20 protein-coding genes and 1 rRNA gene are annotated in these 25389 nt (G+C 56.4%); 8 read left to right on the forward strand and 13 right to left on the reverse strand.

Translation table 11 applies throughout. The annotated features are described in order from the left end of the window. Positions 1-48 precede the first annotated feature (48 nt). Genes GXM22_RS09245 through GXM22_RS15075 form a run of 4 tightly spaced genes read left to right on the forward strand, consistent with a single transcriptional unit; the run spans position 49 to position 3403 of the window. Complete coding sequence (locus GXM22_RS09245) at positions 49-1302, forward strand: reverse transcriptase/maturase family protein (protein WP_005936350.1); 1254 nt, start codon at positions 49-51, stop codon at positions 1300-1302. Continuing rightward, positions 1214-3070 (forward strand): hypothetical protein, encoded by a 1857-nt coding sequence (locus tag GXM22_RS09250; RefSeq protein WP_242651704.1) that lies wholly within the window; start codon positions 1214-1216, stop codon positions 3068-3070. Before GXM22_RS09245 ends, GXM22_RS09250 begins: the two co-directional genes overlap by 89 nt. Beyond that, positions 3063-3266, forward strand: coding sequence for a hypothetical protein (locus GXM22_RS09255; RefSeq protein WP_005936356.1), 204 nt, complete (start codon positions 3063-3065; stop codon positions 3264-3266). The genes GXM22_RS09250 and GXM22_RS09255 overlap by 8 nt, the downstream gene beginning before the upstream one ends. Next, positions 3263-3403, forward strand: a complete 141-nt coding sequence (locus tag GXM22_RS15075; protein WP_005936359.1) for a CD1375 family protein — start codon at positions 3263-3265, stop codon at positions 3401-3403. Before GXM22_RS09255 ends, GXM22_RS15075 begins: the two co-directional genes overlap by 4 nt. A 150-nt stretch (positions 3404-3553) precedes the next feature. On the opposite strand, the gene GXM22_RS09260 is transcribed toward GXM22_RS15075, so the two are convergent. The 3 genes from GXM22_RS09260 to GXM22_RS09270 form a co-directional block, all read right to left on the reverse strand. After that, on the reverse strand, positions 3554-4177 hold the full coding sequence (locus GXM22_RS09260) for a hypothetical protein (RefSeq protein WP_242651705.1): 624 nt from the start codon (positions 4175-4177) through the stop codon (positions 3554-3556). A gap of 202 nt (positions 4178-4379) precedes the next feature. Beyond that, positions 4380-5909: a cardiolipin synthase gene (cls, locus tag GXM22_RS09265; RefSeq protein WP_005936366.1), complete on the reverse strand. Its 1530-nt coding sequence runs from the start codon at positions 5907-5909 to the stop codon at positions 4380-4382. Between the two features lie 152 nt (positions 5910-6061). Continuing rightward, positions 6062-6901 (reverse strand): DegV family protein, encoded by an 840-nt coding sequence (locus GXM22_RS09270; protein WP_035395010.1) that lies wholly within the window; start codon positions 6899-6901, stop codon positions 6062-6064. 162 nt (positions 6902-7063) lie between these two features. Here GXM22_RS09270 and GXM22_RS09275 point away from each other — a divergent pair, with 162 nt between their 5' ends. Then, positions 7064-7612, forward strand: coding sequence for a DUF1836 domain-containing protein (locus GXM22_RS09275; RefSeq protein ID WP_005936372.1), 549 nt, complete (start codon positions 7064-7066; stop codon positions 7610-7612). Positions 7613-7673: 61 nt separating this feature from the next. On the opposite strand, the gene GXM22_RS09280 is transcribed toward GXM22_RS09275, so the two are convergent. The 3 genes from GXM22_RS09280 to GXM22_RS09290 form a co-directional block, all read right to left on the reverse strand. Next, positions 7674-8462 carry an MBL fold metallo-hydrolase gene (locus tag GXM22_RS09280; protein ID WP_005936375.1) on the reverse strand — a complete coding sequence of 263 codons (789 nt, stop codon included), beginning with the start codon at positions 8460-8462 and terminating at the stop codon, positions 7674-7676. A gap of 94 nt (positions 8463-8556) precedes the next feature. Then, a complete protein-coding gene (locus GXM22_RS09285; protein WP_035395013.1) occupies positions 8557-9840 on the reverse strand; it encodes a UDP-N-acetylglucosamine 1-carboxyvinyltransferase in 1284 nt (427 codons plus the stop codon). A gap of 238 nt (positions 9841-10078) precedes the next feature. Continuing rightward, a complete protein-coding gene (locus GXM22_RS09290) occupies positions 10079-12085 on the reverse strand; it encodes a fructose-bisphosphatase class III (protein ID WP_035395016.1) in 2007 nt (668 codons plus the stop codon). A gap of 134 nt (positions 12086-12219) precedes the next feature. Between GXM22_RS09290 and GXM22_RS09295 the strand changes: the two genes are divergently transcribed. The 3 genes from GXM22_RS09295 (at position 12220) to GXM22_RS09305 (ending at position 16831) form a co-directional block, all read left to right on the forward strand. Beyond that, on the forward strand, positions 12220-13140 hold the full coding sequence (locus GXM22_RS09295; protein ID WP_099357322.1) for a radical SAM protein: 921 nt from the start codon (positions 12220-12222) through the stop codon (positions 13138-13140). 176 nt (positions 13141-13316) lie between these two features. After that, positions 13317-14405 carry a sugar kinase gene (locus GXM22_RS09300; protein WP_035395021.1) on the forward strand — a complete coding sequence of 363 codons (1089 nt, stop codon included), beginning with the start codon at positions 13317-13319 and terminating at the stop codon, positions 14403-14405. A gap of 140 nt (positions 14406-14545) precedes the next feature. Continuing rightward, positions 14546-16831 carry a leucine-rich repeat protein gene (locus GXM22_RS09305; protein ID WP_050762822.1) on the forward strand — a complete coding sequence of 762 codons (2286 nt, stop codon included), beginning with the start codon at positions 14546-14548 and terminating at the stop codon, positions 16829-16831. Between the two features lie 135 nt (positions 16832-16966). Here the strand turns inward: GXM22_RS09305 and GXM22_RS09310 are convergent, their stop codons facing one another. The 7 genes from GXM22_RS09310 to rrf all read right to left on the reverse strand — a co-directional run bounded on the left by GXM22_RS09310 (position 16967) and on the right by rrf (position 25322). Then, a complete protein-coding gene (locus GXM22_RS09310; RefSeq protein ID WP_005936395.1) occupies positions 16967-17761 on the reverse strand; it encodes an ABC transporter ATP-binding protein in 795 nt (264 codons plus the stop codon). Next, a complete protein-coding gene (locus GXM22_RS09315; RefSeq protein WP_005936399.1) occupies positions 17754-18701 on the reverse strand; it encodes an ABC transporter permease in 948 nt (315 codons plus the stop codon). Before GXM22_RS09315 ends, GXM22_RS09310 begins: the two co-directional genes overlap by 8 nt. Before the next feature lie 163 nt (positions 18702-18864). Next, positions 18865-19890 carry an ABC transporter substrate-binding protein gene (locus GXM22_RS09320; RefSeq protein WP_005936402.1) on the reverse strand — a complete coding sequence of 342 codons (1026 nt, stop codon included), beginning with the start codon at positions 19888-19890 and terminating at the stop codon, positions 18865-18867. Positions 19891-20054: 164 nt separating this feature from the next. Continuing rightward, the gene (locus tag GXM22_RS09325; RefSeq protein WP_242699844.1) at positions 20055-20786 is read right to left on the reverse strand and encodes a YkgJ family cysteine cluster protein; all 732 of its coding nucleotides are present in this window, start codon (positions 20784-20786) and stop codon (positions 20055-20057) included. A gap of 85 nt (positions 20787-20871) precedes the next feature. Next, a complete protein-coding gene (locus GXM22_RS09330; protein ID WP_099357320.1) occupies positions 20872-21771 on the reverse strand; it encodes a D-alanyl-D-alanine carboxypeptidase family protein in 900 nt (299 codons plus the stop codon). A 163-nt stretch (positions 21772-21934) separates the two neighbouring features. Beyond that, complete coding sequence (locus GXM22_RS09335) at positions 21935-24952, reverse strand: autotransporter outer membrane beta-barrel domain-containing protein (RefSeq protein WP_005936412.1); 3018 nt, start codon at positions 24950-24952, stop codon at positions 21935-21937. 253 nt (positions 24953-25205) lie between these two features. Continuing rightward, positions 25206-25322 (reverse strand): 5S ribosomal RNA (gene rrf / locus GXM22_RS09340). Positions 25323-25389: the final 67 nt, after the last annotated feature.

Consider the following 25389-nt stretch of genomic DNA (forward strand, 5'->3'; position numbering starts at 1 on the left):
ACCCGCGTCATGGGTGCCAAGCCGTTCTAAAAGGAAAGGATGCCACGAATGACGAAATTCCCCATTATACTCTACAACACAAAGAACACCAAGAAGGCCCTCGTGCCGCCGATCCCTCCACCCTCCAGCTATGAGGACGCCGTGGGCTGGTCAGCGATCGAGGCGGGCTACAAGACCGCCTTGCGAGGCAGCCGCAAGTTCACGCGGGAGGCCGTGCTCTACGACCTCTATTCCGAGGTGAACAACGTGCGCCTGTGGCGCGATCTCAAGAAAATTGAGAAAACGAGACAGGCGGGCGTTAGTGAGTACACGCCGGGAAAGTATCGGCACAGGATCATCGTGGAGCCGAAGGAGCGCAGTCTTCACATCCCGCCGCTGCGGGACAAGGTCGTGCAGCTCGTCATCCATCAGGAGCTGCAGACGCTCTTTCGCCCGGTATTCGTCAACCGTTCATTTGCGTGTATGTACGGAAAAGGCCCCATCCGAGCTGCCTTCAACGTACAGCATGACATGAGGGTCGCCCGTATGAAGTGGGGCGACGAGGCGACGGTCATCAAGATCGACGTCCGCAAGTTTTTCTACAGCATCGACCGCAGCGTGCTCAAGCAGATCATCGCGAAGCGGTTCAAGAAGCTCAAGAAGAAGTACCCCGAGAAATACGAGGACTTCCTCCGTTTTTACAGGCTTCTTTGCAAAGTGATCGACAGCTCGCCGGAGGGTGAGAGAGGGATTCCGCTGGGAAATGTGAGTTCTCAGGACTTTGCCAACATCTACCTCAACGAGCTCGATCAATTCTGCATCCGCTTCCTCGGTGCGACGCTCTACACGCGCTACATGGACGATGTCGTCGTCATAGCGCCAAACAAGGAAATCGCCCGGGAGTGGTTAGCAAAGATCAAGGTGTTCCTCCAAGAGAGACTGCACCTTGAGACCAACCAGAAGACCAAGATTTTCTATGTGCGGCAGGGCGTGAACGCCTACGGCTTCAAAATCAAAGCGACGCATCTGCTTCTCCGTACCGAGTCGAAACGGCGGGAGAAGCGGCGCATCAAGCGGATGATGGAGAAGCTGCAGAAGGGCACGATCACGAAGGCGGCGATCGTCCAATCGGTCAATTCGTGGCTCGGCTTCGCCCGATGGGCTTGCGCCTACAATCTGGCGAAGAAGATATTCGCTCCCTACCGCTTTATCAAAACGGAAGGAGAGATCCCTTATGGCGCAATATCTCGGAACCGTCAAGCTCGGCGGATTCTACAACAACGGCGCAATTCTCAAGCGGCCCACAAAGCCGTGGCGGCCTGACGACTCCGCAGGCGGGAACAGCGGCTACGGAGACATCCCACAGATGTCCGGCAGCATGGCGAACTACACCTTCGGAGACACTCCCAGCGCGGACGCGAACAAGCTCCAATGGGTCAAGATCAAGGACGGGGACAAAACCCTCCTCATTTGCGACCGCGTCATTCTGGTCAGCGTCTCGTGGGATGACTTGAACGGGCAGGGCTATGTCACCGGAAAGACCATCACCATCGACGGGGCAAAGTACAAGTGCCGCCTCCTCACCGGAGGCAGCAACCGGCGGAATAACGACTGGTATGCCGGAGGAACACCTACCAATAACGAGTGGGACAGGTTCATCACCCGCGAGGAAGTCATCACCGGACTCCCTGCCCCGGTTTCCTCTGACCTGGACACCAACCTCAACACGACCGATCACAACAGTCCCCATAATCAGCTTTGGCATTGGGCGGGCGTGTATTCCTGGTGTCAAGAGACCTGGGCGGAGAACGCGTCGATCCGTGCGGTTCGCGGGTACTATTCGGCCCGCCACTGGGACAACCTCAATGCTGCGTACTCCCTCCCGACCGTCGGTTTCCGCCCCGTCCTTGAAATCCTGAACACTGACCCTCTGATCTCTGACAGTGACAGAGACCTCGGAGATAAGAACAGCAATTTTACGATCACCTACACGGTCGATGACGCCGACTCCGGCGACGTCTTGACGGCGACGGAGTCGCTCGATGGGCAAACGACGAAGTCGTTTGCCCCGACGCGAAATTTGGTAAACACCATCTCTGTCGATGTCGACTCCCTGAGTCTCGGTAAACACACCGTCAAGGTCGTCGTCAGCGATGGACAGGGCGGCACAGCGACCCGGACGTGGACGTTCACCCGCACAAACTCCGCACCGACCATTTCCGGCAGCGACGGCAACCTCGGAGATAAGAACCTCGGCTTCACCTATGCCTACACCATTGACGATGCGGACGGCGACACACTGACCGTCGTGGAGGAACTCAACGACGAGACGATTCGCACGATCAACAATGCGCCCAAGGGCGAGGAGCTGACCGTGACGATCACCTCCGAGAAGCTCTATGCGCTGGGGCTTAATTCGGTCAACACCCTCAAGATCACCGTCACGGACGGCAAGGGCGGTACGGCCTACCGTCGCGTCACCTTCAAACGCACAAACTCCGCACCGACGATCTCCGGGCAGGACAAGGCCCTCGGTCTGAAGAACGGGAGTTTCGCAGAGAATTACACCGTGAGCGACGTTGAGGGCGACAATGTGGTCGTCACCGAGTTCGTGGATGACGTGCAGATCCGCAGCTATCAAGCAACGCTGGGGCAGCAGGAAACGATCGAGCTGACCCGAGAGAAGTGGCTCTCGCTTACCAATGGACAACACCAGCTCCGCATCGAGGCGGTCGACGGCAACTTCGCCACCAGCGTCCGTGTATTCTCCTTCAGCAAGAAAGAGACAGTCATTAAGTTCGAGCTGGTCGCGCCGGAGGAGACCGATGCAGCGGCGACTAAGGTGCTCGTGACGCCGACGTGGAAGATCGAGGGCGCGGTCGCCAAGGTGGAGGCGTGCAACAACGGTTTTGACGCCGTTCCCACATGGGAGGACATCACGGCGATGGTGCAGATCAACCGTGTCTACAACTTCACCAACAAGACCAAGACCGCGAGCAAGTGGGGCGTGAATATCCGTTTCACCATCACAAAGAATGAGGGCTTCGAGGGTGAAGTCTCCATCTCGGGCTTCGGAGGTGCGTATGAATAAAGCTATGAAGTATTTGACTCCGAAAAAACCTATCTCCAAGATCGCCCGTGACCGGGCAGAGGAGATGGAAGAACGGAATGTCGACCTCTACGAGGCGATCGCTGGACTCTTTGAAGAGCTGGCTGCGCTGGAACAGTCCAACGCGGAGCTGAAAGCCCGTGTTGAAATGCTTGAAAAAGGAGGTAAGCAGAAATGAAGGTTAAGACCTATATGATCGCCGTCTATGCCGTTCTCGTCAAGAACGGCAAGCGCGAGATCGAGGAGCTTCCCGAAGCCTATATCATTCCTGTTGCTGAGTATTTGGCTACTCAGGAAGAAGCTACCAACGAATGAGATAAGCGGTGAAGCAAAAACCCCGAGGTAAAGGCAGTTTACATCTTTCCCGGGCAACCACAAAGGCTCGTCCCGCAGTACACGCAGACCACCTTGAAGGGGGCCGCGTTTGCTGTTGGACGAGCCTAAGATTTTCTTCTTAGAACGGCGCTATTTTTTCTCAATTATCCTGTCCGAATTTCTCAAAAATCGTGTCGCGCTACACCTGGCATTGGCGCAGGCCCGGGTCACGGCATCCCGGTAACGGTCCACTGCAATGGTGCACCCGCTCAGCAGGTCGGCATCCGTGGGCTTGCCGTCTTTATCCACTTTGAGCATGGAGACCTGTTCCGGGGTCATGCCGATCAGGTAACTGGCAAAGGCATCCGCCTGTTCCGCCCAGCCCTTTTTCAGGGAAGAGACCTCGGCCAGCGGGTAATCGTCCCCCTTCTGCCGCTTGGTGCGCCAGTCGGTGGGCAGGGTCACATGGCCGGTGCTGTCCGCCGAAACAGACACTTCCAGCTCGTCCAGCAGAACACTTTCCAGTTTCCCCTCGCCATCCAGCAGGACAGCGGCCGCTGCCAGCTCAATTTTCCCTGCCCTGTCCTGATCGGTGGCCTCTGTCACCACACCCAGACCGGTTTTCCATGCCGCTGTCTGGGTCTGTGCGGAGGATGTGCTGCTTCCGCTCATGCTGCCGGAGCTGCCCGACCCGGCGTTCGTTTTGCCGCAGGCGGTCAGCAGCAGCGCCGCCGCCATGGCACAGCTCCAAAGAGCCCGATGGTTCTGATTCATAGATACGCTCCCTTTCCACACGGCCCGTTGGGCCTTTGCCCCATAGTATGTCCAGAAGAGCGTAAGATTACGCAGCCGACGGGAGTTTTCCAAAGCAAGTGTCCGCTGGGGTGGGACCCTGTTGCCGCAGGCAATAGGGCGGGCGATGGAATGGCCCGTTTCACTTGCGTGGAAAAGCTCCCCGAGTGCTGCGCGCAGCCGCTTACATCAACGGACTCAGCAGCCGCAGCACGCTGTCCAGTGCTGTGCCCGGCAGATTGGTGCGGCAGTCGGACCGCATGATCTCCCGGCACTGCGGCAGGGTGCGCTCCACATCCTTCCGCAGAGCGGCGATCTGGCTGTTATGGAAGAGCAGTGTTCCGCACTCAAAATGGAGAAACAGGCTCCGGTAATCCATATTGATGCTGCCCACCACGGCCACGCGGTCATCGCTGACATAGCACTTGGCGTGGAGGAAACCGGGCGTGAATTCATAAATGCGCACGCCCGCCCTGAGCAGGGGCAGATAGTAGGAACGGCTGAGCCGGAACACCAGCTTCTTATCCGGGATCCCAGGCAGGATGAGCCGCACGTCCACCCCGCGCTTGGCCGCACTTTTCAGAGCATCCAGCATCTCCTCGCCCACGGCCAGGTAGGGCGTATAGATATAAACATATCTCTGGGCCTGAGAGAGGATGTCCAGATAGACCGTCTCGGCCAGCGGCTCCTCATCCAGCGGACTGTCCGCGTAGGGCTGCACCACGCCATCCTGCACTGCGGGCAGGCGGGTGGGCGCAAAGGCGGTGTAATCGGTCTCCTGCGGGCGGAAGGCGTTCCATACATTGAGGAACATCACGGTAAAGTTCCAGACAGCGGCTCCTTCCAGCCGGATGGCCGCATCCTTCCAGTAGCCAAAGCGCTGCTCTGCATTGATATACTCATCCGCCAGATTCACGCCACCGGTGTAGGCCACATTGCCGTCAACCACCACGATCTTGCGGTGGTCGCGGTGGTTCATCACCAGCGAGACCAGCGGCACCACCGGGTTGAAAGGGATGCAGCGGATATGCGCCCTCTCCATGCGGATGACAAAATCACTGGGCAGGCCCAGCAGGCTGCCAAAATCATCGTAGATCAGCCGCACATCCACGCCCTGGGCGGCCTTGCGGCGGAGGATCTGCTCCACACCGTCCCACATTTTGCCGGAACGGAGGATAAAAAATTCCAGAAAGATAAATTTTTCCGCCTTGTCCAGATCCGCCAGCAGCTGGGGATACATCTCCTCCCCGCAGGAAAAGTAGTGAGCAGCGGTATCCCTCCAGGCCGGATACGGCCCGAACTTTGCCACATAGCGGCTCAGGTTCCGGCTGGAGATATCCAGCGCATCGGTCTGGCCCTCGGGCTGGGCAAGCTCAGTCTGATGGGCCTGTTCCACCTTCTGCATCCGCTCCCGCAGATGCTTGGCGGGGGCCTTGTTGCCAAAAGCCAGATAAAGCGCGCCGCCCAGCAGGGGCAGAAGGCCGATCAGAACGATCCAGCCGATCTTATAAGCGCTGTTTTCATCCTTGCGCACCAGATACAGCACGATCAGGATGCTCAGCGCCTTCAGGGCACCGTTCAGCCAGACCCGCCCCGCCGTGAACGACCAGAACGCCCAGAGCAGCCAGAGCACCTGTAAAGCCACCAGCACCACTGTGATCGTGACACGGTTGAAGATGCGGCTGAAAAACTTGACGATAGGCAATCTGAACATGTGGTATCCCTCCCCTGCCGCCCACGGCGATTTTTGATGCTGTTAGTATAGCGCAGAGCGGAAGATTTTGCAAACAAAAAAGCGCCCACAACGGCTTTCCCCGCTATGAGCGCCTATTCAATCGTGGCAGAATTTTTCCGATGGCCATTCGCTTATGCTTCCGCGTCCTCATAACCAACCAGCAGGCCGCCCAGCTCTGCATAATAGCTGCACAGACCGCCGCATTCGCTGATGTCCACCTTTGCTCCATCAAACACAGCCTTTACCATGTGCTTCAGGCGCTCGGCGGCAGCGGGATTGCCGCAGTGAGAGATATGGAGCCTGCCGTTGGTGTAGCCGTGCTCCTTGAGTTCCAGCACGATGCGCTCCAGCGCACCATGCTCGCCACGGGTCTTGCAGAGAACATCCAGCTCTCCGGCCTCACTTGCCTGTCCGATGACCCGGATGCCCAGCATCCGCGCCACAGCAGCAACGGCAGGCTTCACGCGGCCATTGCGGGCCAGATTGGCCAGCGACTCCAGCGAGAAGAGCAGATGGGTGTGCTTGTGGTAGCGGAGCATCTCTTCACAAATCTCGTCAAACTCCCTGCCCTCAGCCAGCAGATCCCGCAGATGCTCGGCCAGCAGGCGCTGCTCCGGGCCGGTGGAAAGGCTGTCCAGCACGAACACCCGCTTGCCGGGATTCTCCTGCTGGTACTCCTCGGCGGCCAGCTGGGCGGCATTGTAGCTGCCGGACAGAGTGCCCGTGATGGTGATGGCATACACCTCGTCGGCTCCCTCGTAGGCGGCCAGCCAGTCGCTGACGTTGGGGCAGGAAGTCGAGGTCTTGCCCTTATAGGTACGCAGGGTCTGGGCCATGCCCAAGGCATCCATTGTGCCGTTGTCCAGATATTCGGCATCGTCGGTGATGATCTTCAGGGGAACGCATTCAAAATCCACGCCCTGCAAGGTGTACAGGCTGGCGGAGGAATCCACAACGATCTTGGTGTTCATAAGCATTTATCTCCATTCCGGCGGCAGAGGATGCCGCAGTTTTTCCTGTTGTTTGAATCACTATATCAGTTTTTCAAAAACCTGTCAACTGTTTTCTTGAATTATTTCAAAAGTTTTTAATTTCCTGTTGACCACATTTCCAAAACATGGTATACTGTCCGCATGAAATTAGAATCAAACCGCCGCGTTGCGGCCTGCGCCGCAGGGTTTGCCCTGCCCCGGTATGCAGAACTCCCCACCGTAGGGCTTTATCTGGATCAGAGTGTACAGTTTGTCAACGGGTGTTTCCGCACATTTCAGGGGGTGGAGCTCACCGCTTCCATGGTGAGCAACTACGTTAAGAAAGGGATCATCAGCCACCCCATCAAAAAGAAGTATACCCGGGATCAGCTGGCCTGCCTGATCTACATCGTAGTTTCTAAAAATGTCCTGTCCATGGAAAACATCGACAGTCTGTTCAAGATGCAGCGGGCGCATTATACCTCCGCGCAGGCCTATGATACCTTTTGCGATGAGCTGGAGAATTACCTGCCCTATGTGTTCGGCCTGACCAAAAGCTTTTCCGAGCTGGAGCCGGATGTTGATGATGCACGCACGCTCCTGCGCAGCACCATCATCTCGGCTGTAAACAAGATCTATCTGGACTGCGTTTTCACCGACCTGCGGCAGGAGCAGGCCCTCTGGCCCGATATCCTGCCGGATCTGGCATAACAACAAAAATAGCCCTCTCCGTCATGCTTTGTAAAGCAATGATGGAGAGGGCCATTTTTTCTTAAAATGTAAGCGTGGGGCTGATCTCATTGCGGCGTTGGGCCTGCACGATGCAGTCCTTTTCCGGCACGACACCCGCCGCACCCAGGGTGTTGAACATGGTCTGCAAAGCAAGCGCCGGGGTGTTGTTCTCCTGCGAGAGATGGCAGAGGGCAAACTTCTTGCATCCCTCCTGGATCAGTTCCAGCAGCTTTGCCGAGCACTCATCGTTGGAGAGGTGGCCCCGGTTGGACTCGATGCGGGAGCGCAGGTAGTAGGGATACCGCCCGCTGCGGAGCATGTGGAGGTCGTAGTTGCTTTCCAGCGCCACCAGGTCACAGCCGCTCAGGGCCTGATGCACCGGCGGAGTCAGGACTCCCAGGTCGGTGGCAATGGTCATGGTCTTGTTGTCCGGGGTGTGGATGCGGTAGCCCACGCAGGGCACGTCGTGGCTGGTGGGGAACATCGTCACGCCGAAATCTCCCACATCCTCTTCCCCGCCGGACAGGGTGCGCAGCGCACAGCTGGCGGGCACAATGCCGTTTGCATCCAGAAAATCCAGCGTATCGTCTGCACCGTATACCGGCAGCGGATTCTTTTTGAGGAAGGTGGCCAGCCCCTTGACGTGGTCAGAGTGCTCATGGGTGACCAGAATGCCCGCACAATCGCTGATGTTCAGGCCCAGCTCCTTGAGCGCCGCCGAGGTGGTGCGCACGCCCTTTCCCATATCGATGATGATGTACTTCTCCCCCGTGCGCACCACGCTGCAGTTGCCGGAGGAGCCAGAGTATAACGAGATGAATTCAGACATTTCAAACCTCAAGAAACGAACCTCTCCGTCATTGCTTCACAAAAGCTCCCTGTCAGGGAAACTTCTGCAAAACAGACTGAGAGGTTCTGAATGATCACATTGCTGATTCCAGTGCGGCAGGCATCCGATCCACCTTGCTGATCTCAGCGCCCAGGCCGCGCAGCTTTTCCACGATGTTCTCATAGCCGCGCTCAATGTGGCCGATCTCCTCGATCTCGCTGGTGCCGTCTGCCATCAGGGCAGCAACGACCATGGCCGCACCGGCACGCAGGTCAGAAGCGCGCAGGGGAGCAGGGTTCAGCTTGTCCACACCCTCAAACACGGCCACCTGACCGTCCACTTGCACCATTGCGCCCATCTTGCGCAGCTCGTCCACATAGCGGAAGCGGTTATCCCACACGCTCTCGGTGATGGTGGAGGTCCCCTTTGCCACGCTGAGCAGCACACCCATCAGGGGCTGCATATCGGTGGGGAAGCCCGGGTGAGGCATGGTGTTGATCTTCAGCGGCAGGATATCGCCCTTGCGGGAGACGCGGACGGAATCATCGAATTCCTCCACATCCACACCGGCACGGCGGAGCTTTGCCGTGATGGGTTCCAGATGCTTGGGGGTAACATTTTTGATCAGAACGTCGCCGCCGGTGGCAGCAGCGGCAACCATGTAGCTGCCCGCCTCGATCTGGTCAGGGATGATGCTGTAAGTGCAGCCGTGCATCTTTTCCACGCCGCGCACCTTGATCACATCGGTGCCGGCACCGCGCACATCCGCGCCGCACATATTCAGGAAGTTTGCCAGATCAACAACATGGGGCTCCTTGGCGCAGTTTTCCAGAATGGTCTGGCCCTGTGCCATCACAGCGGAGAGCATACCGTTCATGGTAGCGCCTACGCTGACCTTATCAAAGAAGATATGGGCACCGTTCAGTTCCTTGGCACGCACGGTGATCATGCCGTAGTCCACGCTGTCCTCTGCACCCAGTGCGCTGAACACCTTGAGGTGCTGGTCGATAGGGCGGGGGCCCAGATTGCAGCCGCCGGGCATGGCCACCTGTGCCTTGCCAAAGCGGGAGAGCAGTGCACCCAGGAAGTAGTAGCTGGCACGCATCTGGCGGGACAGATCGTCCGGGACGTTGGTGCTGTTCAGGTGGGTGGTGTCGATCTCGTAGGTATTGCGGTTCAGCATCTTGATGCTGGCACCCAGGGTGCTCAGGATCTTCAGGCTGACTGCCACATCACTGATGTCCGGCAGGTTTTCGATCACACAGACATCTGCCGCCAGAATGGTGGCAGGCAGAATGCCCACAGCCGCATTTTTTGCACCGGAAATGGTAACTTCGCCATGCAGGGGCTTGCCGCCCGTAATAACAAACTTTTCCAATTTTATAATCTCCTTGTCGCAGGCCCGCCAGCGGCAGGGCCACTCAGGGTTCTTGCTTGATCTCTCCGCGCACCGCTGGGCACACACCCTCACGATACAACTATCTTATTATACACAACTTCGGGCAAAAAGCAAAGCCCCCTTTTCCCCTGCCCGATTATTTTCTGTTTTGCCCAGAATCTGCGGAGATATTCGACATTTTTGTTTCTTATTTCAAAAATTTTACAATCAGCGCTCCTTACCAGACGCAATCCTCACTGCAGGTCTCCTTGATCCAGCCCAGCTGATAGGCCTTGACCAGCTGTTTCAGGTCGTGTACCCGCTCCCGCAGGTTCTCGCCCTCGTCCGTCTCTTCCACCAAAATGCGGTGGTTCTCCGTTTCCAGTATGTTCTTCTGCGACACGATGTCGATGTTTTCGTTCACGGCCTTTTCGGCACTGACAAAGGGCTGATGGGTCCGCAGGGACATGGTGCGGCTGGAGTACACCAGCGTGTACCCTGCAATGCCGGTCTTTTCATGGTAGGCGCGGCAGAACCCGCCGTCAATGACGACCAGACGGCCCCCGCCCTTGATGGGGCTCTCGCCGCTCTTCTCCCGCACCGGCACATGGCCGTTGACGATGTGGCTGGTGCCGGGCAGGCCGAATTCCGCAAGGATGCGGCGGCAGGCGGCCTCTTCATTGTACCATGTATAATAGGGGTCCTTGACTTCCTCGTGGGTGGCGGGGTCGGCAATATACAGCCGCTCAAAGGTGGTCATGGCGCTGCGGCCGAACAACGGCGACAGCTTGCCGCACCACAGATACCACAAAAAGTCCTGACCGCTCCGCCGGGCCGCACTGCCCTCGGGAGCAAAGTAGCCGCAGCGTGCCCGCTCGTCACAGTAGTCCATCAAGCCGCGGCCCGAGTAGTTGTGTTCCTCGAACCGCTCCACGGCAAAGCTGCCGGTCCTGGTCATGGGCACCACGCCGTGGTAGAGCAGGTTGCCGTTCTCGATGTGGTAAACGCTGCCCTTGGCATACAAAAATTCCACATGCTGCTGCAAACGCTCGCTCTGCCGGAAGGATTCCACCAGCTTGCGGAGCACCAGCCGCTCATCATCATTCAGGGCGGCGGGGTCTGCCGGGTCCACGGTGGGAAAGCTGGTGTCCCGCAGGGGGTACGCCTGCCCGTTCAGGGTCACTGTCCCCTTTTCCCAATCGATGTGCCGCAGGAAATCCCGACCCTGCATCTTGAAATCCGGGTTGCGGTCGATGACCTTGCACTCCATCTTGAGCATCAGAATGGTCACGGCCTTGTGCATCACGGCACAGCGGTGGAGCATGCCCTCGGTGTAAGGGCCGCGCGCCGCGTCGGTGTGGGGCATCCAGAGGGTCAGGTCGTCATTTCCGTAGAACTGCTCGGCCATCCGCTGCAGGTGCCGCAGGTTGATGCCGTAGCAGTCCTCCAGCATGGCATGGTTGTGGTAGGCCAGTGTCGTTTTGAGCACAGTGCAGACGCAGATGGGACTTCCGGCGGCGGCACCCATCCAGACCACGTCATGGTTGCCCCACTGGATATCCACATGGTGGTGGCGCATGAGCCGGTCCAGTATGATATCAGGCCGGGGACCGCGGTCAAACAGGTCCCCCACGATGTGCAGCTTGTCCACAGCCAGCCGCTTGATGAGCTCACACAGCCGGACAATGAACCGGTCAGCGCGGCCATTTTCGATGATGCTGCCCACGATCTGCCCATAATAAAGGTCCTTGTCGTGGTCCTCAAAGTGGGCATGGAGCAGCTCATCCAGAATATACCCGCAGCTGGACGGCAGGCAGGAGCGCACATGCTGCCGGGTATGCTTGGAGGACACCAACCGGCAGATATCAATAAGCTGAAGCAGGGTCTCTGTGTACCAGTGGTCAAGCGCTTCTTCATCTGCGCACCCAGCTTTGAGCTGGGGCAGCTTCTCGTTGGGGTAATAGATGAGCGTTGCCAGCTCTGCACGGGTCTGCTCCGGCACACTCTCCCCCAGCACGATGTCCACCTTTTCCCGGATGACACCCGAAGCCGAGTTCAGGATGTGGACAAAGGCCTCGTTTTCACCGTGCAGGTCGCTCATAAAATGTTCGGTGCCCTTGGGCAGCTTGAGCAGGGCCTGGGTGCTGATGATCTCACTGGCGGCGGCCGCCTGCGAGGGGTAATCCCGTGCCAGCAGGGAGAGATATTTCAAATGATCCCGGATCTCCTCGTTTTCGGTGCGCATGACATCCTCCGTCTGATATGTAGTATTTTTGCATGATATATAATATTCTATCATAGTATACCACATTCCATGTCATAAATGGTATAATAAACGAAAGTAATTCTGTCAAATCTTTTGCAAAGGACTTGGATATTATGCCCAAAACCATTTCTGTTGCCGTGCCGGAAGCCTGTACTCTCTGCCCCAGGCAGTGCAAAGCCGACCGGGCCGCCGGGCAGACGGGCTTCTGCGGGGCGGGCCGCACCCTGAAAGCGGCCCGCGCTGCCCTGCACTTCTGGGAGGAGCCCTGCATCAGCGGCACCCGGGGCAGCGGCACGGTGTTCTTCTCCGGCTGCACCCTCAAGTGCTGCTTCTGCCAGAACTACCCCATCAGCGCCGAGGGGCTGGGCAAGGAGATCACCGTAGAGCGCCTGGCCGAGATTTTTCTGGACCTGCAGGCGCAGGGAGCCCACAACATCAACCTTGTCACGCCTGGGCAGTGGCGGCCCTGGATCATCGCCGCCCTCGACCTGGCCCGGGCGCAGGGGCTGCATCTGCCCATCGTCTGCAACACCGGCGGATACGAGACCGTGGAGAGCGTGCACGCCTGGCGCGGTTTCATCGACATCTGGCTGGCCGACCTGAAATATGTTTCTCCTGCCCTTTCGGCAGAGCTTTCCGCCGCGCCGGACTATTTTGCGCAGGCCAGGCCCGCCATTGAAACCATGATGGCTCAGGCCGGGCGCCCTGTTTTTGACAGCGAGGGCATCCTGCAGCGGGGCGTGATCCTGCGCCACCTTGCCCTGCCTGGCCATGTGGACGACAGCTTTGCCGTGCTCGATCAGATGGCGGCTTGGAACAAGGCCGATCCCGGGTGCTTCCTGCCCAGCGTGATGAGCCAGTACACCCCCTTCTATCAGGCGGCAGACCACGGCATCGGGCGGCGCATCACCACCTACGAATACCGCCGGGTGGTCAACTACGCCATGGATTTGGGCCTCAGTTCTGGTTATATGCAGCAGAAGAGCAGTGCAAAGGAAGAGTATACGCCCAGCTTTGACCTGACGGGGGTGTGAACCCCGCCGTCATCCCTGCGGGATTCTTTCGTCAAAACAACCAAAATTTCTTTTTCTTTTTCTCTCGGCCGAAACAGCATTTGCTTGCTATCCGGTGCGCTGTGCGGTATAATGGATACAACAATGTGTTCTCACATAGAATGGATCCCAGAAACGACTTTTTTAGGAGGAGCGTTATGGAACACTACAATCCCATCCTCGGCAGCGAGCCCAACGGCCAGAAATTTATCACCTGCGGCGAGATCATGCTCCGTCTGACTCCGCCGAACTACGAAAAGATCCGCATGGCATCCAGCTTTGAAGCCAGCTACGGCGGCAGCGAGGCCAACATTGCACTGGCCCTGGCCAACCTGGGTGTGGACAGCACCTTCTTCAGCGTAGTGCCCAACAACAGCCTGGGCAAGAGCGCGGTGCGCTGGCTGCGCTCCAACGATGTGCATTGCACCCCCATGATCCTGACCGAGCCCAACGAGACCCCCTCCAACCGGCTGGGTACTTATTATCTGGAAACCGGCTACGGCATCCGCGCTTCCAAGGTCATCTATGATCGCAAGCACAGTGCCATTACCGAGTATGACTTCTCCCAGGTCGATCTGGACGCTCTGCTGGACGGCTACGACTGGCTGCACCTGAGCGGCATTACCCCGGCACTGGGCCCCAACTGCCGCGGCCTCATCATCGATATGCTCAAGGTGGCCAAAAAGAAGGGCCTGACCGTCAGCTTTGACGGCAACTTCCGCTCTACCCTGTGGAGCTGGGAGGAAGCCCGCGATTTCTGCACCGAGTGCCTGCCTTATGTTGACGTTCTGCTGGGCATTGAGCCCTACCACCTGTGGAAGGACGACAACGATCACAGCAAGGGCGACTGGAAGGACGGCGTGCCCCTGCAGCCCAGCTATGAGCAGCAGGACGAGATCTTCCAGCATTTCATTGCCCGCTACCCCAACCTCAAGTGCATTGCCCGCCATGTGCGCTATGCCCACAGCGGCAGCGAGAACAGCCTCAAGGCCTTTATGTGGTACGACGGCCACACCTTTGAGAGCAAGCTCTACACCTTTAATATTCTGGACCGCGTGGGCGGCGGCGATGCCTTTGCCAGCGGTCTGATCTATGCCATGCTGCACAACTATAAGGCTATGGATATGGTCAACTTTGCCGTAGCAAGCAGCGCCATCAAGCACACCATCCACGGCGATGCCAACATCACCGACGATGTCAGCTCCATCCGCAACCTGATGAACATGAACTACGACATCAAGCGGTAAGCTTTCCGCTCTCAACCCGTTCCCGGATTTTCCCCGGGGACGGGTTCTTTTTTATTGCCCGCGATGCTGGAAAAACCTTTTCTTGTACATTCCTCCAAACTTTTTTGTGAGTTCCTACAATTCCATTGACAGAGAATTCCATGCATGCTATTCTTCAAATTGGCATTATTACCTTTTTTTGCCATTCACTCTATGTCGTTTTTCTGCGGCACCAATCCATGAAAGCGGGGAAATCCATGAAAAAACGGTTTGTCAGTCTATTAGTGGCACTCAGCATAACGTTAACATTCCTACCCATCGGAGCAGTAGCAGCGACTCCGATTAGGATAGGCAACCTCAAATATACAGTTAACGCCGATGGAGAATCAGTTACAGTTTCCGGTACATCAGGAAACCCTACACAACTTAACATTGAGAGCTCAATTTCAAGCAATGGCAGGAACTATACTGTAACCGAAATTGCAACGTGGGCCTTTAATAAATGTAACACGCTTACGGAAGTTACATTGCCTAATACGGTGGACGAAATTGGATACCAGGCATTCTTTAACTGTTCCAATCTAACTAATGTTACAATCCCTGAAGGTGTTACAAAAATCGGCCAAGCTGCTTTTTATGGTTGTTCTCAGTTAACAAGCATTACGATTCCGAGTACCATCACAGATATGGATACGGCTTTTTCAGGAAATACCGCATTATCTCAAGTCACCTTAACAAACGGCATTCCCAAAATCAGTAGTCACGCTTTTGAGCGTTGTACAGAGTTAAGAGAAATAAAAGTACCCATAAGTGTGGATGAAATCTGCCCATTTGCATTTAATGGATGCACAGGTCTTACAAGCGTGACCCTTGAAAAGGGTATTAACATTATAAATAGCAACGCATTCAAAGATTGCACAGAACTAAATGATGTAAAATATAATGGATATAAAACAGACTGGGAAAAAGTCAGAGTTAATAACGCAGGCAATGATACACTAACCAGCAAAGTTCAGTATCTGTGTGATATCAACTTTGATTTGGACGGTGGCACTATAAATGGTAGTGACACTATGGCCACGCAGACTGTTTACAGCAACGAGAAGCTAGGAACTGCAAAATGCTACCCGAATGACCAGCCGTTTGTAGTTCCCACCGACCCTGTAAGAGAAGGTTATACATTTCTTGGCTGGTATACACAGGCAGAAGGCGGCATAAAATATACATTTACAGAAGCCGTCAGCAGCAACATCACCTTGTATGCCCATTGGAACGCACATAGCCATACTGTAACACTGGAGAACGACGAAAACAAGGAAACGAACTCGTACGACTATGGTTCGTCCGTTTCCGTTCCTACACCCACAAAGAAAACCGGCTATAACTTTAATCATTGGGAAGTTACCGTTCCTGATGGAGAAACCGCCCCATCCTTGAACGGCCCAGATGAGAACGGCAATTATAGTTTCTCCATGCCGGACTATGATATAATCTTGACTGCAAAATGGACACAAAAAGATGTGATTGACCCGGATGTTGACCTTAAGTTTGACGCAGTGACCGGAGAAGTGACATCGAACAATGCTAAAGTCAATGCTGATGATATCATCAATAAGAAATTTTATGATGATAAGGGAAATGAAGTTCCCGGTGAGAAATTGAATGACCGCGGGCTCCCTACGGAACCGGGCGATTATATCGTCAAAGTTGATGTCAAAGAGACCGAAAATACCGCTCCCGCGAATCAAGTCACTGGCAATCAGATTAAGTGGAGTTACAATGTTCCCCAGAAAGAAGAAAAGGTCACCTACACTCTATCCCTTCTTGGCGGTATTGCAAAAGTAAACGGCAAGGATACTACTATCAATGACAATGGTGACATTACCATTGAAAAAGGTGCAACAGTGGAAGTAACCTTTGATAAGAGCATTCTTTCCGATGCTCAGACTTTTGACCAGTGGACAATTAAGCCTGCCAGCGTGCTGAACGCTGTTGATCCCAAGGCTGAAACCATTACCTTTACCATGCCGGGTGAAAATGTTATTATCGAAGCCATGACAAAGGATGCAAGCATTGAGGAAGAGCCCAACATTCTGGGCACTACCCTCATCATTGGTACTGCCGCCGCGGGTACCGCGGTGCTGGCCTACCAGACCTATCAGTTGGGTACTGAGTTCTATCTGATTTGCGCCCTGCCAACCGGTACAGCTATTCCAACAAACCGAGGTGAGCTGGCTGAACTGGTGTGGAACAATGCAGGAAAGCCTGAACCCGCCGCCGTGCTGAACGCCAATGCCACTGAGACTGACAAGGCCATTGCCTGGGCCGTGGAGAACGACCTGCTCAAGGCCGCGAAGAACAACGGCGAAACCTATGAAGCAACTGATCCTGTAAGCCGCACAGAGGTTATCAAGGCATGGAATCAAGTGCAGGCGTTCAAAAAGTAATTCGTACCGTAACGAGAAGAACAAATAACACCGCAAACCCAATACTCTAATAGAGAACCCCCCTGCCGGTGATCTCCCGGCAGGGGGGTTCTCTATGTTTTAAGAAGCAACTACTTTATTGCCGCTTCATCTTTTTTAAGAAAGGATCATGCGGTCGTTGGCGAACTCGCCGCCGGACGCGATCTGGAACTTGGCCAGCAGGTCGGAGACATGCAGGTTCTTCTTCTCTTCCCCGGAGACATCATAGATGATGTGGCCCTCGTGCATCATGATCAGGCGGTTGCCGTACTTGATGGCATCCTTCATGTTGTGGGTGATCATCATGGTGGTCAGGCGGTTCTCCTCCACGATCTTGGCCGAGAGGGTCAGCACCTTGAGCGCCGTCTTGGGGTCCAGAGCGGCGGTGTGCTCATCCAGCAGCAGGAGCTTGGGCTTGTTCATGGTAGCCATGAGCAGGGTCAGTGCCTGACGCTGACCGCCGGACAGCAGGCCCACGCGGGCGGTCAGGCGATCCTCCAAGCCCAGGTCCAGGCTCTTGAGCAGTTCACGGTAGCGCTCCCGTTCGGCCTTGGTAATACCGATCCTCAGGCCGCGGCGCTTGCCGCGCCGGGCGGCCAGGGCAAGGTTCTCCTCGATCTGCATGGTGGCGGCGGTGCCGGTCATGGGGTCCTGGAACACGCGACCGATGTAGGCGGCGCGCTGGTGCTCCCCCAGTTTGGTCACGTCGGTGCCGTCAATGATGATCTTGCCGCTGTCCACGGGCCACACACCAGCCACAGCGTTCAGCATGGTGGATTTGCCCGCACCGTTGCCGCCAATGACGGTGACAAAATCACCTTCGTTCAATTTCAGGTTCAGACCATTCAGGGCCGTTTTCTCGTTGACAGTACCGGCGTTGAAGGTCTTGGAAACATTCTGGATCTCAAGCATTTTTTGCATCCTCCTTCTGTGCCTTCTTTGCCGCGGGCTTTGCGAAGTACTTGCTCTTCCAATAGGGCACGGCCAGGAACACGGCCACCACGGAGGCGCTCAACAGCTTGAGCAGATTTGCGTCAAAGCCGAGGGTCAGCACCAGCTGGATGACAATGTAGTAGATGATGGCACCCAGCGAGACGGACACCAGCTTGAGGGCAAAGTTGTGGAAGATGCGGCTGAACAGGGCCTCGCCGATGATGACAGCGGCCAGACCGATGACGATGGCACCACGGCCCATGCTGACATCGGCAAAGCCCTGATACTGGCTCAGCAGTGCACCGGACAGGGCCACCAGACCGTTGGAGACCGCCAGACCCAGCACCACATTGAAGCTGGTGTTGATACCCTGGGCACGGCTCATGGCGGGGTTGGAACCGGTGGCGCGGATGCCGCAGCCCAGCTCGGTGCCAAAGAACCAGTACAGCACGCCGATGACCACGGCGCTGACCAGAATGACCATGATGATGGGGTTGTGCAGGGCAATCTCCTTGACCCAGCGCAGGGAGATCAGCAGGTCGTACTTGTCCACGTTGATGGACTGGTTGGCCTTGCCCATGATCTTCAGGTTGATGGAGTAGAGGGCCAGCTGGGTCAAGATACCAGCCAGAATGGCCGGGATGCCCATAAAGGTGTGGAGCAGACCGGTGACAAGGCCGGTGGCCAGACCGGCCAGCAGGGCGATGAAGAGCGCTGCCCAGACGTTCATGCCGGAGAGCAGGCACATAACGCAGACCGCGCCGCCGGTGCCAAAGGAACCGTCTACGGTCAGGTCAGCCACATCCAGGATGCGGTAGGTCAGGTACACACCAATGGCCATGATGCCCCAGATGAGGCCCTGCGCACAGGCACCGGGCAAGGCACCGGGCAGGTTGGCAAGTCTTGCAAGAATATCCAAAACGTTTTCCTCCTGTAACTACACTTTTTTCTGATACGGGAAAGCGGAGAAGAACCAAAATTCGCTCTTCTCCGCTGATTTTATTGTAAAGTCTCTTCGTTACTGCAGCGTGAACTCTGCGCCTCTATCAGGGGAGCTTTCTGCAAAGCGGACTGAGCGCTTGTTATTTCTCAATGGCCTCGTAACCCTCGGGAACGGTCATGCCCAGGTCATCGCAGATGGTCTTGTTGTACTTCTTGGTCACATTGGTGTACTCAACGGGCATGGTGGAGATATCGGCCTCACCGGTCAGAACCTTGGCAGCCATCTCACCGGTGGTGTAGCCCAGATCGTAGTAGCTGATGGACAGGGTCGCCACGCCGCAGCCGGAGCAGATGCCCTCCTCACCGGCGAACACGGGCTTCTTGGCCGGGCGGCAGATGCCGTCGATGATGCCGGTGTTGGCGGCGCAGGTGTTGTCGGTGGGGACATACACTGCGTCGTTCTCGTCGGCAGCCTTCTGGCAGACAGAAGCCAGATCGTTGGAATCAGAGAAAGCGTACTGGGTGGCGGTAACGCCCTTGGCCTCCAGGTACTTCTGGACCTCGTCTACCTGATACTGGCTGTTTGCCTCGGCAGAGCAGTAGAGCAGGCCCACCTTGGTGGCCTCGGGCAGCCACTCGGTGATCATATCCGCCTGCTGATCCAGCGGAGCCAGATCAGAGGTGCCGGAGACATTGCCGCCCACGGTGCCATCGAAATCGGTCAGGCCCAGAGCAACACCGTACTCGGTGACGGAGGTGCCCAGAATGGGGATGCTGTCGGTGGCAGCCTGTGCGGCCTGCAGGGCGGGGGTAGCGTTTGCCATGATCAGGTCAACGCCTGCGGAAACAAAGCCGTTGGCGATGGTGGCGCAGGTTGCGGAATCGTTCTGGGCGTTCTGGAAGTCAAAGGTGACATTCTCGCCGAACTGTGCGGTCAGGGCATCCTCAAAGCCCTGGGTGGCAGCGTCCAGAGCGGCGTGCTCCACCAGCTGGCAGATGCCAACGGTATACTTCTGGCCGTCAGCCGCTGCGGAAGAAGCCGCAGCAGAGGAAGCGGTGGAAGAAGCAGCCGTGGAGCTGGAGGAACCGCCGCAGGCAGTCAGGGCAGCAGCTGCGCCGCAGACAGCGGCGGCAGACAGGAACGAACGACGAGAAATTTTACGCATGATATTACTCCCTCAATTCTACTTTCGCGGCAACAGGACACCGCATGAAAGTCAGTATTCAAGCGGTCTATCGCATCGCGCTACCGCTTTACACTCGTGAAGTATATCACACTTTCCGCTCCAAAACAACCGGGAAACAGCCCGAATTATCAATCAAAGTAATTTTATCTATCACTTTTTTCGATGGTGCTGTGCCGCATCTGCATCCCTTCGAGCTTTTTCAGCTCACCGTCCAGCCAGAGCAGATTTTCTTCCAGCTGGGGGCGGTACTCTTTTGCAAAGTCGTACCGGTAATACAGCGCCTGCCACAGCTTTTCCTGCATCCGCCGGGCAAACACCGGCTCAAACAGAGCGTCCAGCCGCTCCACGGTATCCTCCAACTCCATGCACACCTGCGCCCAGCGCACATCGGTGGCCTCCCGGGCGGGCACATCGTAACGGGTCAGATAATCCCCCACTCTTGCCGCAATGACCTGCCCGCCGCACTGGGTGGGCTGCAAAAAGTAGGATACCTGCCCGTCCTTCGTGATCTCCTGCGCCAGCGGGTAAAGGGCGCAGACCAGCGGCTCGGCATCGTGGATGGCGCAGTGGTTCCCGGTGAGGAAGGGGCAGTTGCCGTGCTCCTCCTTCAGCGGGGCCAGCCGCAGCACCGGCAGGCGGCTGACCCGCCCGATGCTTCCCCGGCAGAACGCTCGGGCCACGGTGCGGGGCGGCAGGCGCAGGCGGGCCGCAATGCGCCACAGGTCAAAGCCCGACAGCACGATATCCTCCCGCCCCCGGCAGCAGCCGCCGCAGCCCGCGCAGGCAAACGAAAACGCCTCGTCCCGGGCAAGCAGGGGCGCGGTGCGGGTAAAATCGGTGCGGCCGCAGAGATCGACCTGTGAATCCTTGAGCATGATGGTTCTCCTGTTCTGTGAATGGTTTTGTTCCATTGTACCACAAAGCCGGGCACAGAAAAAGGGAGCGCATCCGCTCCCCTGTTCAGGACCCCCGGCTCACACGGCGGTAGACTGTTACGGCATCCTCGATGTGGTAGGGCGCGGTGCTGTGGTCTCCCCCTGCCCCGGCCGTGACCAGAATGTATTCCCTGCCCTTCACCTCGGCCAGACTGGCAAGGCAGAGCCCTGCCTCCCCGGTGTAACCGGTCTTACCGCCCAGGATCCGGCCACGGTGCAGCTCTGTGCCGTCCAGCTGGCTCAGCAGGGTGCTGTGCATCGTGAACCCCTGCGGGTGGCAGTTGGTGGCCGGAACGGTATACCGCTCCGTGGTAAACAGCTTGCGGAAGGTCTCGTTCTGCAGGGCTGCTTCTGTCAGCCGGGCCATATCCCGCACAGTGGAAACATGCTCCGGGTCGTGCAGACCGGTGGGGTTGCAGAAATGTGTGCCGGTCATCCCCAGCTCTGCTGCTTTCTGGTTCATCCGGGCCGCAAAGGCTTCCTCGCTGCCGCTCACCTCCCGGGCCAGCGCTTCGCAGCACTCGGCCCCCGAGGGCAGCATGGCCCCGTACAGCAGATCCCGTACCGTGGCCGTTTCCCCGGCCTGAAACCCCGCCAGCGAGGCATTCTGGGCCTGCAGAGCCGGAAAGATCTCCTCGGGCAGGGTCACGGGCGTGTCGAGGTCCGGGTTTGCTTCTATGGCCAGCAACGCCGTCATCATCTTGGTCATGGAAGCCGGATAGATCGTGCTGTCGGCATCCTTTTCGGCCAGCACCTCTCCGCTGTCGGCCCGCAGTAAAATGGCATGGGGACTGTTCAGCCCATCCAGCGTGACCCGCCGGGGCCACAACAGCAGAAGCAGGGTTGCCAGCGCCAGCACCAGCAGCCAGAACAGCCGCCGGAAGGCTCTGCGCCGGTGCTTCCGGCGGTACGGTGAAGTTTTCATTCTCGTTCTCATCCCTTTTTGCAAAATCAAAAGCGCTTTCATCCCCTAATACGAGACGAGAGCACCTTTTTCTGCAAAAAGTGGGGCCGCCCCACAAAAATTTGTGCAGCGGCCCCAAGCCAGTTCAATATTTTACCTTTTTACGTCATCTACAAGAACGTGTTCAGTGCTGTGCCTTATGGAACATGCTCTTGCGCTTACGCTCCAGCAGATAACCGGCAGCCAGCAGAACACCGCCTGCACGCACCAGAACATCTGCCATCCAGTTGGTGGTACCGGTCTGGATCAGCTTGCCGCTCTCCGGGCGGGCATCCTGTACCGGCGGGTTCACGGGGGTCTCCGGGGCGGGCGTGGTCTTAGCAACTGCCTGCTCCACGGCGGGAGTGGTGGGCCGTGCATCCTGCACTGCCGGGGTGGTCGGCGTAGTGGGAGCCGGAGCCGGAGGAGTAGGATCGGAGTCCTCGGGCGTTTCCGGTTTCGGGTTCGTGGGGATCACAGGGTCGGTCACTTCCCGCAGAGCGCCGTAAATGGTCACGGTATACTTTGCGGAGTCAGTGCCGTCGATGTTCTCGCCGGTGACCTTCACGTTGGAATCCGGGCCAAAGGCATCCAGCACGCCCGCTGCTGCGGTGGTGTTGGGGTTGTTCTGGCTCTCATAGCCCCAGACGATGGTATAGGTCTTGCCCTCATACTCGTACTCGGTGCCATAGACCATGTCATAAGCGCTGGGAGCACCCTCTGCCTGTTTTTCGTAGTTGCCCCAGATGAGCTTGGTGTTGCCCTCTGCATCGGTGGTCTTGGTGAAGTTCAGGCTCTTACCGTTCACCACCATATCCCGCAGAATAACGACCTGATCGCCATTCTCAGCGGTCTGGTAGGCAGTGTCGAAATTGTATCCGGCCTGCTTCAGCTCTTCCAGTGCCTTGCCGATGATCTCCGGGTCGTGGGAACCGTCCACATCCAGCATATAGTTCAGTGCGGCGGCGGGCACCCACACGGAGAGATACTGCTTCCCGGTCTCCTTGTTCAGGTCAGAGAGGTAGGTGTAGGTCTGGCCTTTATAGGAAAGGGCATCGAAGTTTGCGTGGGCATCATCCTTGGTCAGCAGGAAATTGGTCAGCTTGTCGCCCTGATCGTTCACCGGCCACAGGGTATTGTCGGCCTTGTAATCATAGGTCAGCGTGCCACCGGTAACGATGAGCTTCTGGCCCTTGTCATTCTTAGTGCCAACGATAGAATTCACATCCACATGGGAGCCGTTCTTGATGGTAGTGGTGGAGTTGGTGCCCAGAGAATAGATACTACCTTTGCGGAAATTGCCCTCAGTGATAAGGGTGCCGTTGTCCATGGTAAGAGTTGCACCGTTACCGAGAACAATAGCACTTGCACCTGTTGTGGCCTGCGAAAGGTGCAACTTGCTATTTTGATCAACCAGAATACGGCTTGGATTCTTGCTTAGGTTAACACGTAGAGCATGAGCATAGCCCTTCATTTGCAGATTATATTCGCTCTCTCCGGTAACATGCAGTTTGGTCGCACCACTCTGACCGCCAACAAACATCATACCAACACTGCCTATGGAGGTAACCTTGCTCTTGCCGCTGATTTCTACTTCATCAAAACCAGCGTAGATACCTGTGGGAGCTTCCAATTTGACCTCGCTCTTGTTGGTAACGGTCAGTTTTCCCTTTCCGTTACTCTCGGGGCCGTAGATGGCAGTACCATTCTGAGCACTGACGCTTCCGGTGGAGTTGTCAAATGTGATGTTGGTGCCGCCTTCAGGAGCAACGGAGATCCCCATGCCATTGCCGCTGATATTCACCTCGGAATTATCGAAGGTGATGTCCCCGGCACCGCCCTCATAGTCGATGCCACGGCCATTGCTGTCGATGTTCAGCGTGCTGTCCTCTACGGTCAGGCTGGAACCGGTTCCGCCATAGATTGCTGAGCTCTGTGTTCCCTTGATCTCCAGTGTGCTGTCACCTGTTACCGTGATGTCATCGGTACTGTCAATGCCATAACCATTGTTGCCGTAGACTAAGCCTTCCTGATCATTATCGATTTTATAAGCACCGCTGCCCACCGTGTCAATGGTCAGGCTGGACTTGTCCTCTACGGTCAAATCGCCCCGCTGTACGATACCGCGTCCACCCTGCGTACTGGAACCTGCTTCTGTGTGCTTGATATCCACATCGGCGTTGTCCGTCAAGGTCACATCAGAATCGTTAGAGATCACCATTCCGGTAGAAGTATGATCAATGTTCAGAGAACCTTGGTCGCTGGTCACGTCACCCTTGATGGTCAGGGACGCACCCTCGCCACTGCTGTCATCACCTGCGTTTTCGCCGCCCACGCGGATACCTTCCACATTGCGGTTGGGGCTGCTCTTGCCTTTTTCTTTCGCGGCTTCTGCTTCCTGGGCGGCATTCTCCAAGGCTTCCTTGCCATCAATGGTGTTTTTGCCCTTTAATGTAACGTCCACCGTGGAGTTATCCCGTGCAACAATACCTGCGGTGTTATCTTTCTCGGTCAGATTGATTTTGGTATTATCCAGCGTCAGGTCAACGTTGGTTTCCTTGTTTTCATCCTTGCCTTCCAAATTCACACCAATATCAATGCCGTTGCCGCCGGTGGTCAGGTTGGAATCCTTGACTGTCAGGTCAACATCTGCACCCTCGCCCACCTTGATGATGGTTTTATCTTCTTTGGCATCTGCGGGCACTTCAGCCGGGGTGCTGGTGATATCCACATTCACACCGTCAACCACAATGGTTGCACCCGTCACATCCTCTTTGACCGTGATGGTGTTTGTGGTTGTGGTCTCAGACGTGGAACTGTTCTCTGTGTTGTTGCCAGAAGCATCGGTGGATTGTGTGTCATTATCCGTAGGTATGGGTACCTCTGTGCCATTGTCGGAGTTATCAGTGGTTGGCGCGTGGCCGTCCTGGACGTAGATCGTACCATCGCCAGTTTTCGCTTTCTCATCGTTGACGTAGGTGCGGTTCTCATCGCCTTTATCCTCGCCCTGATAACTGAATGCACCGCGATTCTTATCCTGGTCAACAGTTACACTGCCACCGCCCAGATAATACGTCACCGCAGAAGCACTGGGGCCAACCGTGCTCACGGCAACCGCAGTAGCCAGCGACATTGCTGCCAACTTGAATTTCTTGTTTGTCATTTTTCTTCTGCTCCTTTCCAGTTCATGCTCACATGATCGAAAAGTGGTGGTCAAACAGCAGGCCGATCCTTTGTCAACTGTTTTTTGCATGGGAACGCGTTTCTCCCAAAAGCGTTTCCAGCCTTATGATAGCACACCGTACGAAAAAATCAGGCAGAAATAGAAGCCTTTGGCAATTTCTTTGCCAGTGGAAGAAAGTACCGTGCAAAAACAACAAACCCCTGAAGAATTTCTTCCTCAGGGGTTTTGTTTAAGTCGGCGACTACCTATTTTCACGCGCCGTTTCCAGCGAACTATCTTGGGCACGAGTGAGCTTAACTTCTGTGTTCGGAATGGGAACAGGTGGAACCTCACCGTCATCGTCACCGACCAATATGACTGGTTCAGTATAACATTTTTGTTTTACTTTGTCCAGTGTTTTTACTGCAATCCAGCTT

The sequence above is a fragment of the Faecalibacterium duncaniae genome (assembly GCF_010509575.1).
In the GTDB taxonomy this organism is placed as follows: domain Bacteria; phylum Bacillota; class Clostridia; order Oscillospirales; family Ruminococcaceae; genus Faecalibacterium; species Faecalibacterium duncaniae.

Bases quoted from the DNA above. Each gene is read 5' to 3' on its own strand.
- GXM22_RS09335 (WP_005936412.1), bottom strand. From the start codon at position 24,952: ATGACAAACAAGAAATTCAAGTTGGCAGCAATGTCGCTGGCTACTGCG.
- GXM22_RS09325 (WP_242699844.1), bottom strand. From the start codon at position 20,786: ATGCTCAAGGATTCACAGGTCGATCTCTGCGGCCGCACCGATTTTACC.
- GXM22_RS09245 (WP_005936350.1), top strand. From the start codon at position 49: ATGACGAAATTCCCCATTATACTCTACAACACAAAGAACACCAAGAAG.
- GXM22_RS09305 (WP_050762822.1), top strand. From the start codon at position 14,546: ATGCATGCTATTCTTCAAATTGGCATTATTACCTTTTTTTGCCATTCA.
- GXM22_RS09255 (WP_005936356.1), top strand. From the start codon at position 3,063: ATGAATAAAGCTATGAAGTATTTGACTCCGAAAAAACCTATCTCCAAG.
- GXM22_RS09330 (WP_099357320.1), bottom strand. From the start codon at position 21,771: ATGAAAACTTCACCGTACCGCCGGAAGCACCGGCGCAGAGCCTTCCGG.
- GXM22_RS09260 (WP_242651705.1), bottom strand. From the start codon at position 4,177: ATGAATCAGAACCATCGGGCTCTTTGGAGCTGTGCCATGGCGGCGGCG.
- GXM22_RS09270 (WP_035395010.1), bottom strand. From the start codon at position 6,901: ATGAACACCAAGATCGTTGTGGATTCCTCCGCCAGCCTGTACACCTTG.
- GXM22_RS09280 (WP_005936375.1), bottom strand. From the start codon at position 8,462: ATGTCTGAATTCATCTCGTTATACTCTGGCTCCTCCGGCAACTGCAGC.
- GXM22_RS09250 (WP_242651704.1), top strand. From the start codon at position 1,214: ATGGCGCAATATCTCGGAACCGTCAAGCTCGGCGGATTCTACAACAAC.
- GXM22_RS09320 (WP_005936402.1), bottom strand. From the start codon at position 19,890: ATGCGTAAAATTTCTCGTCGTTCGTTCCTGTCTGCCGCCGCTGTCTGC.
- cls (WP_005936366.1), bottom strand. From the start codon at position 5,909: ATGTTCAGATTGCCTATCGTCAAGTTTTTCAGCCGCATCTTCAACCGT.
- GXM22_RS09275 (WP_005936372.1), top strand. From the start codon at position 7,064: ATGAAATTAGAATCAAACCGCCGCGTTGCGGCCTGCGCCGCAGGGTTT.
- GXM22_RS09295 (WP_099357322.1), top strand. From the start codon at position 12,220: ATGCCCAAAACCATTTCTGTTGCCGTGCCGGAAGCCTGTACTCTCTGC.
- GXM22_RS15075 (WP_005936359.1), top strand. From the start codon at position 3,263: ATGAAGGTTAAGACCTATATGATCGCCGTCTATGCCGTTCTCGTCAAG.
- GXM22_RS09290 (WP_035395016.1), bottom strand. From the start codon at position 12,085: ATGCGCACCGAAAACGAGGAGATCCGGGATCATTTGAAATATCTCTCC.
- GXM22_RS09310 (WP_005936395.1), bottom strand. From the start codon at position 17,761: ATGCTTGAGATCCAGAATGTTTCCAAGACCTTCAACGCCGGTACTGTC.
- GXM22_RS09300 (WP_035395021.1), top strand. From the start codon at position 13,317: ATGGAACACTACAATCCCATCCTCGGCAGCGAGCCCAACGGCCAGAAA.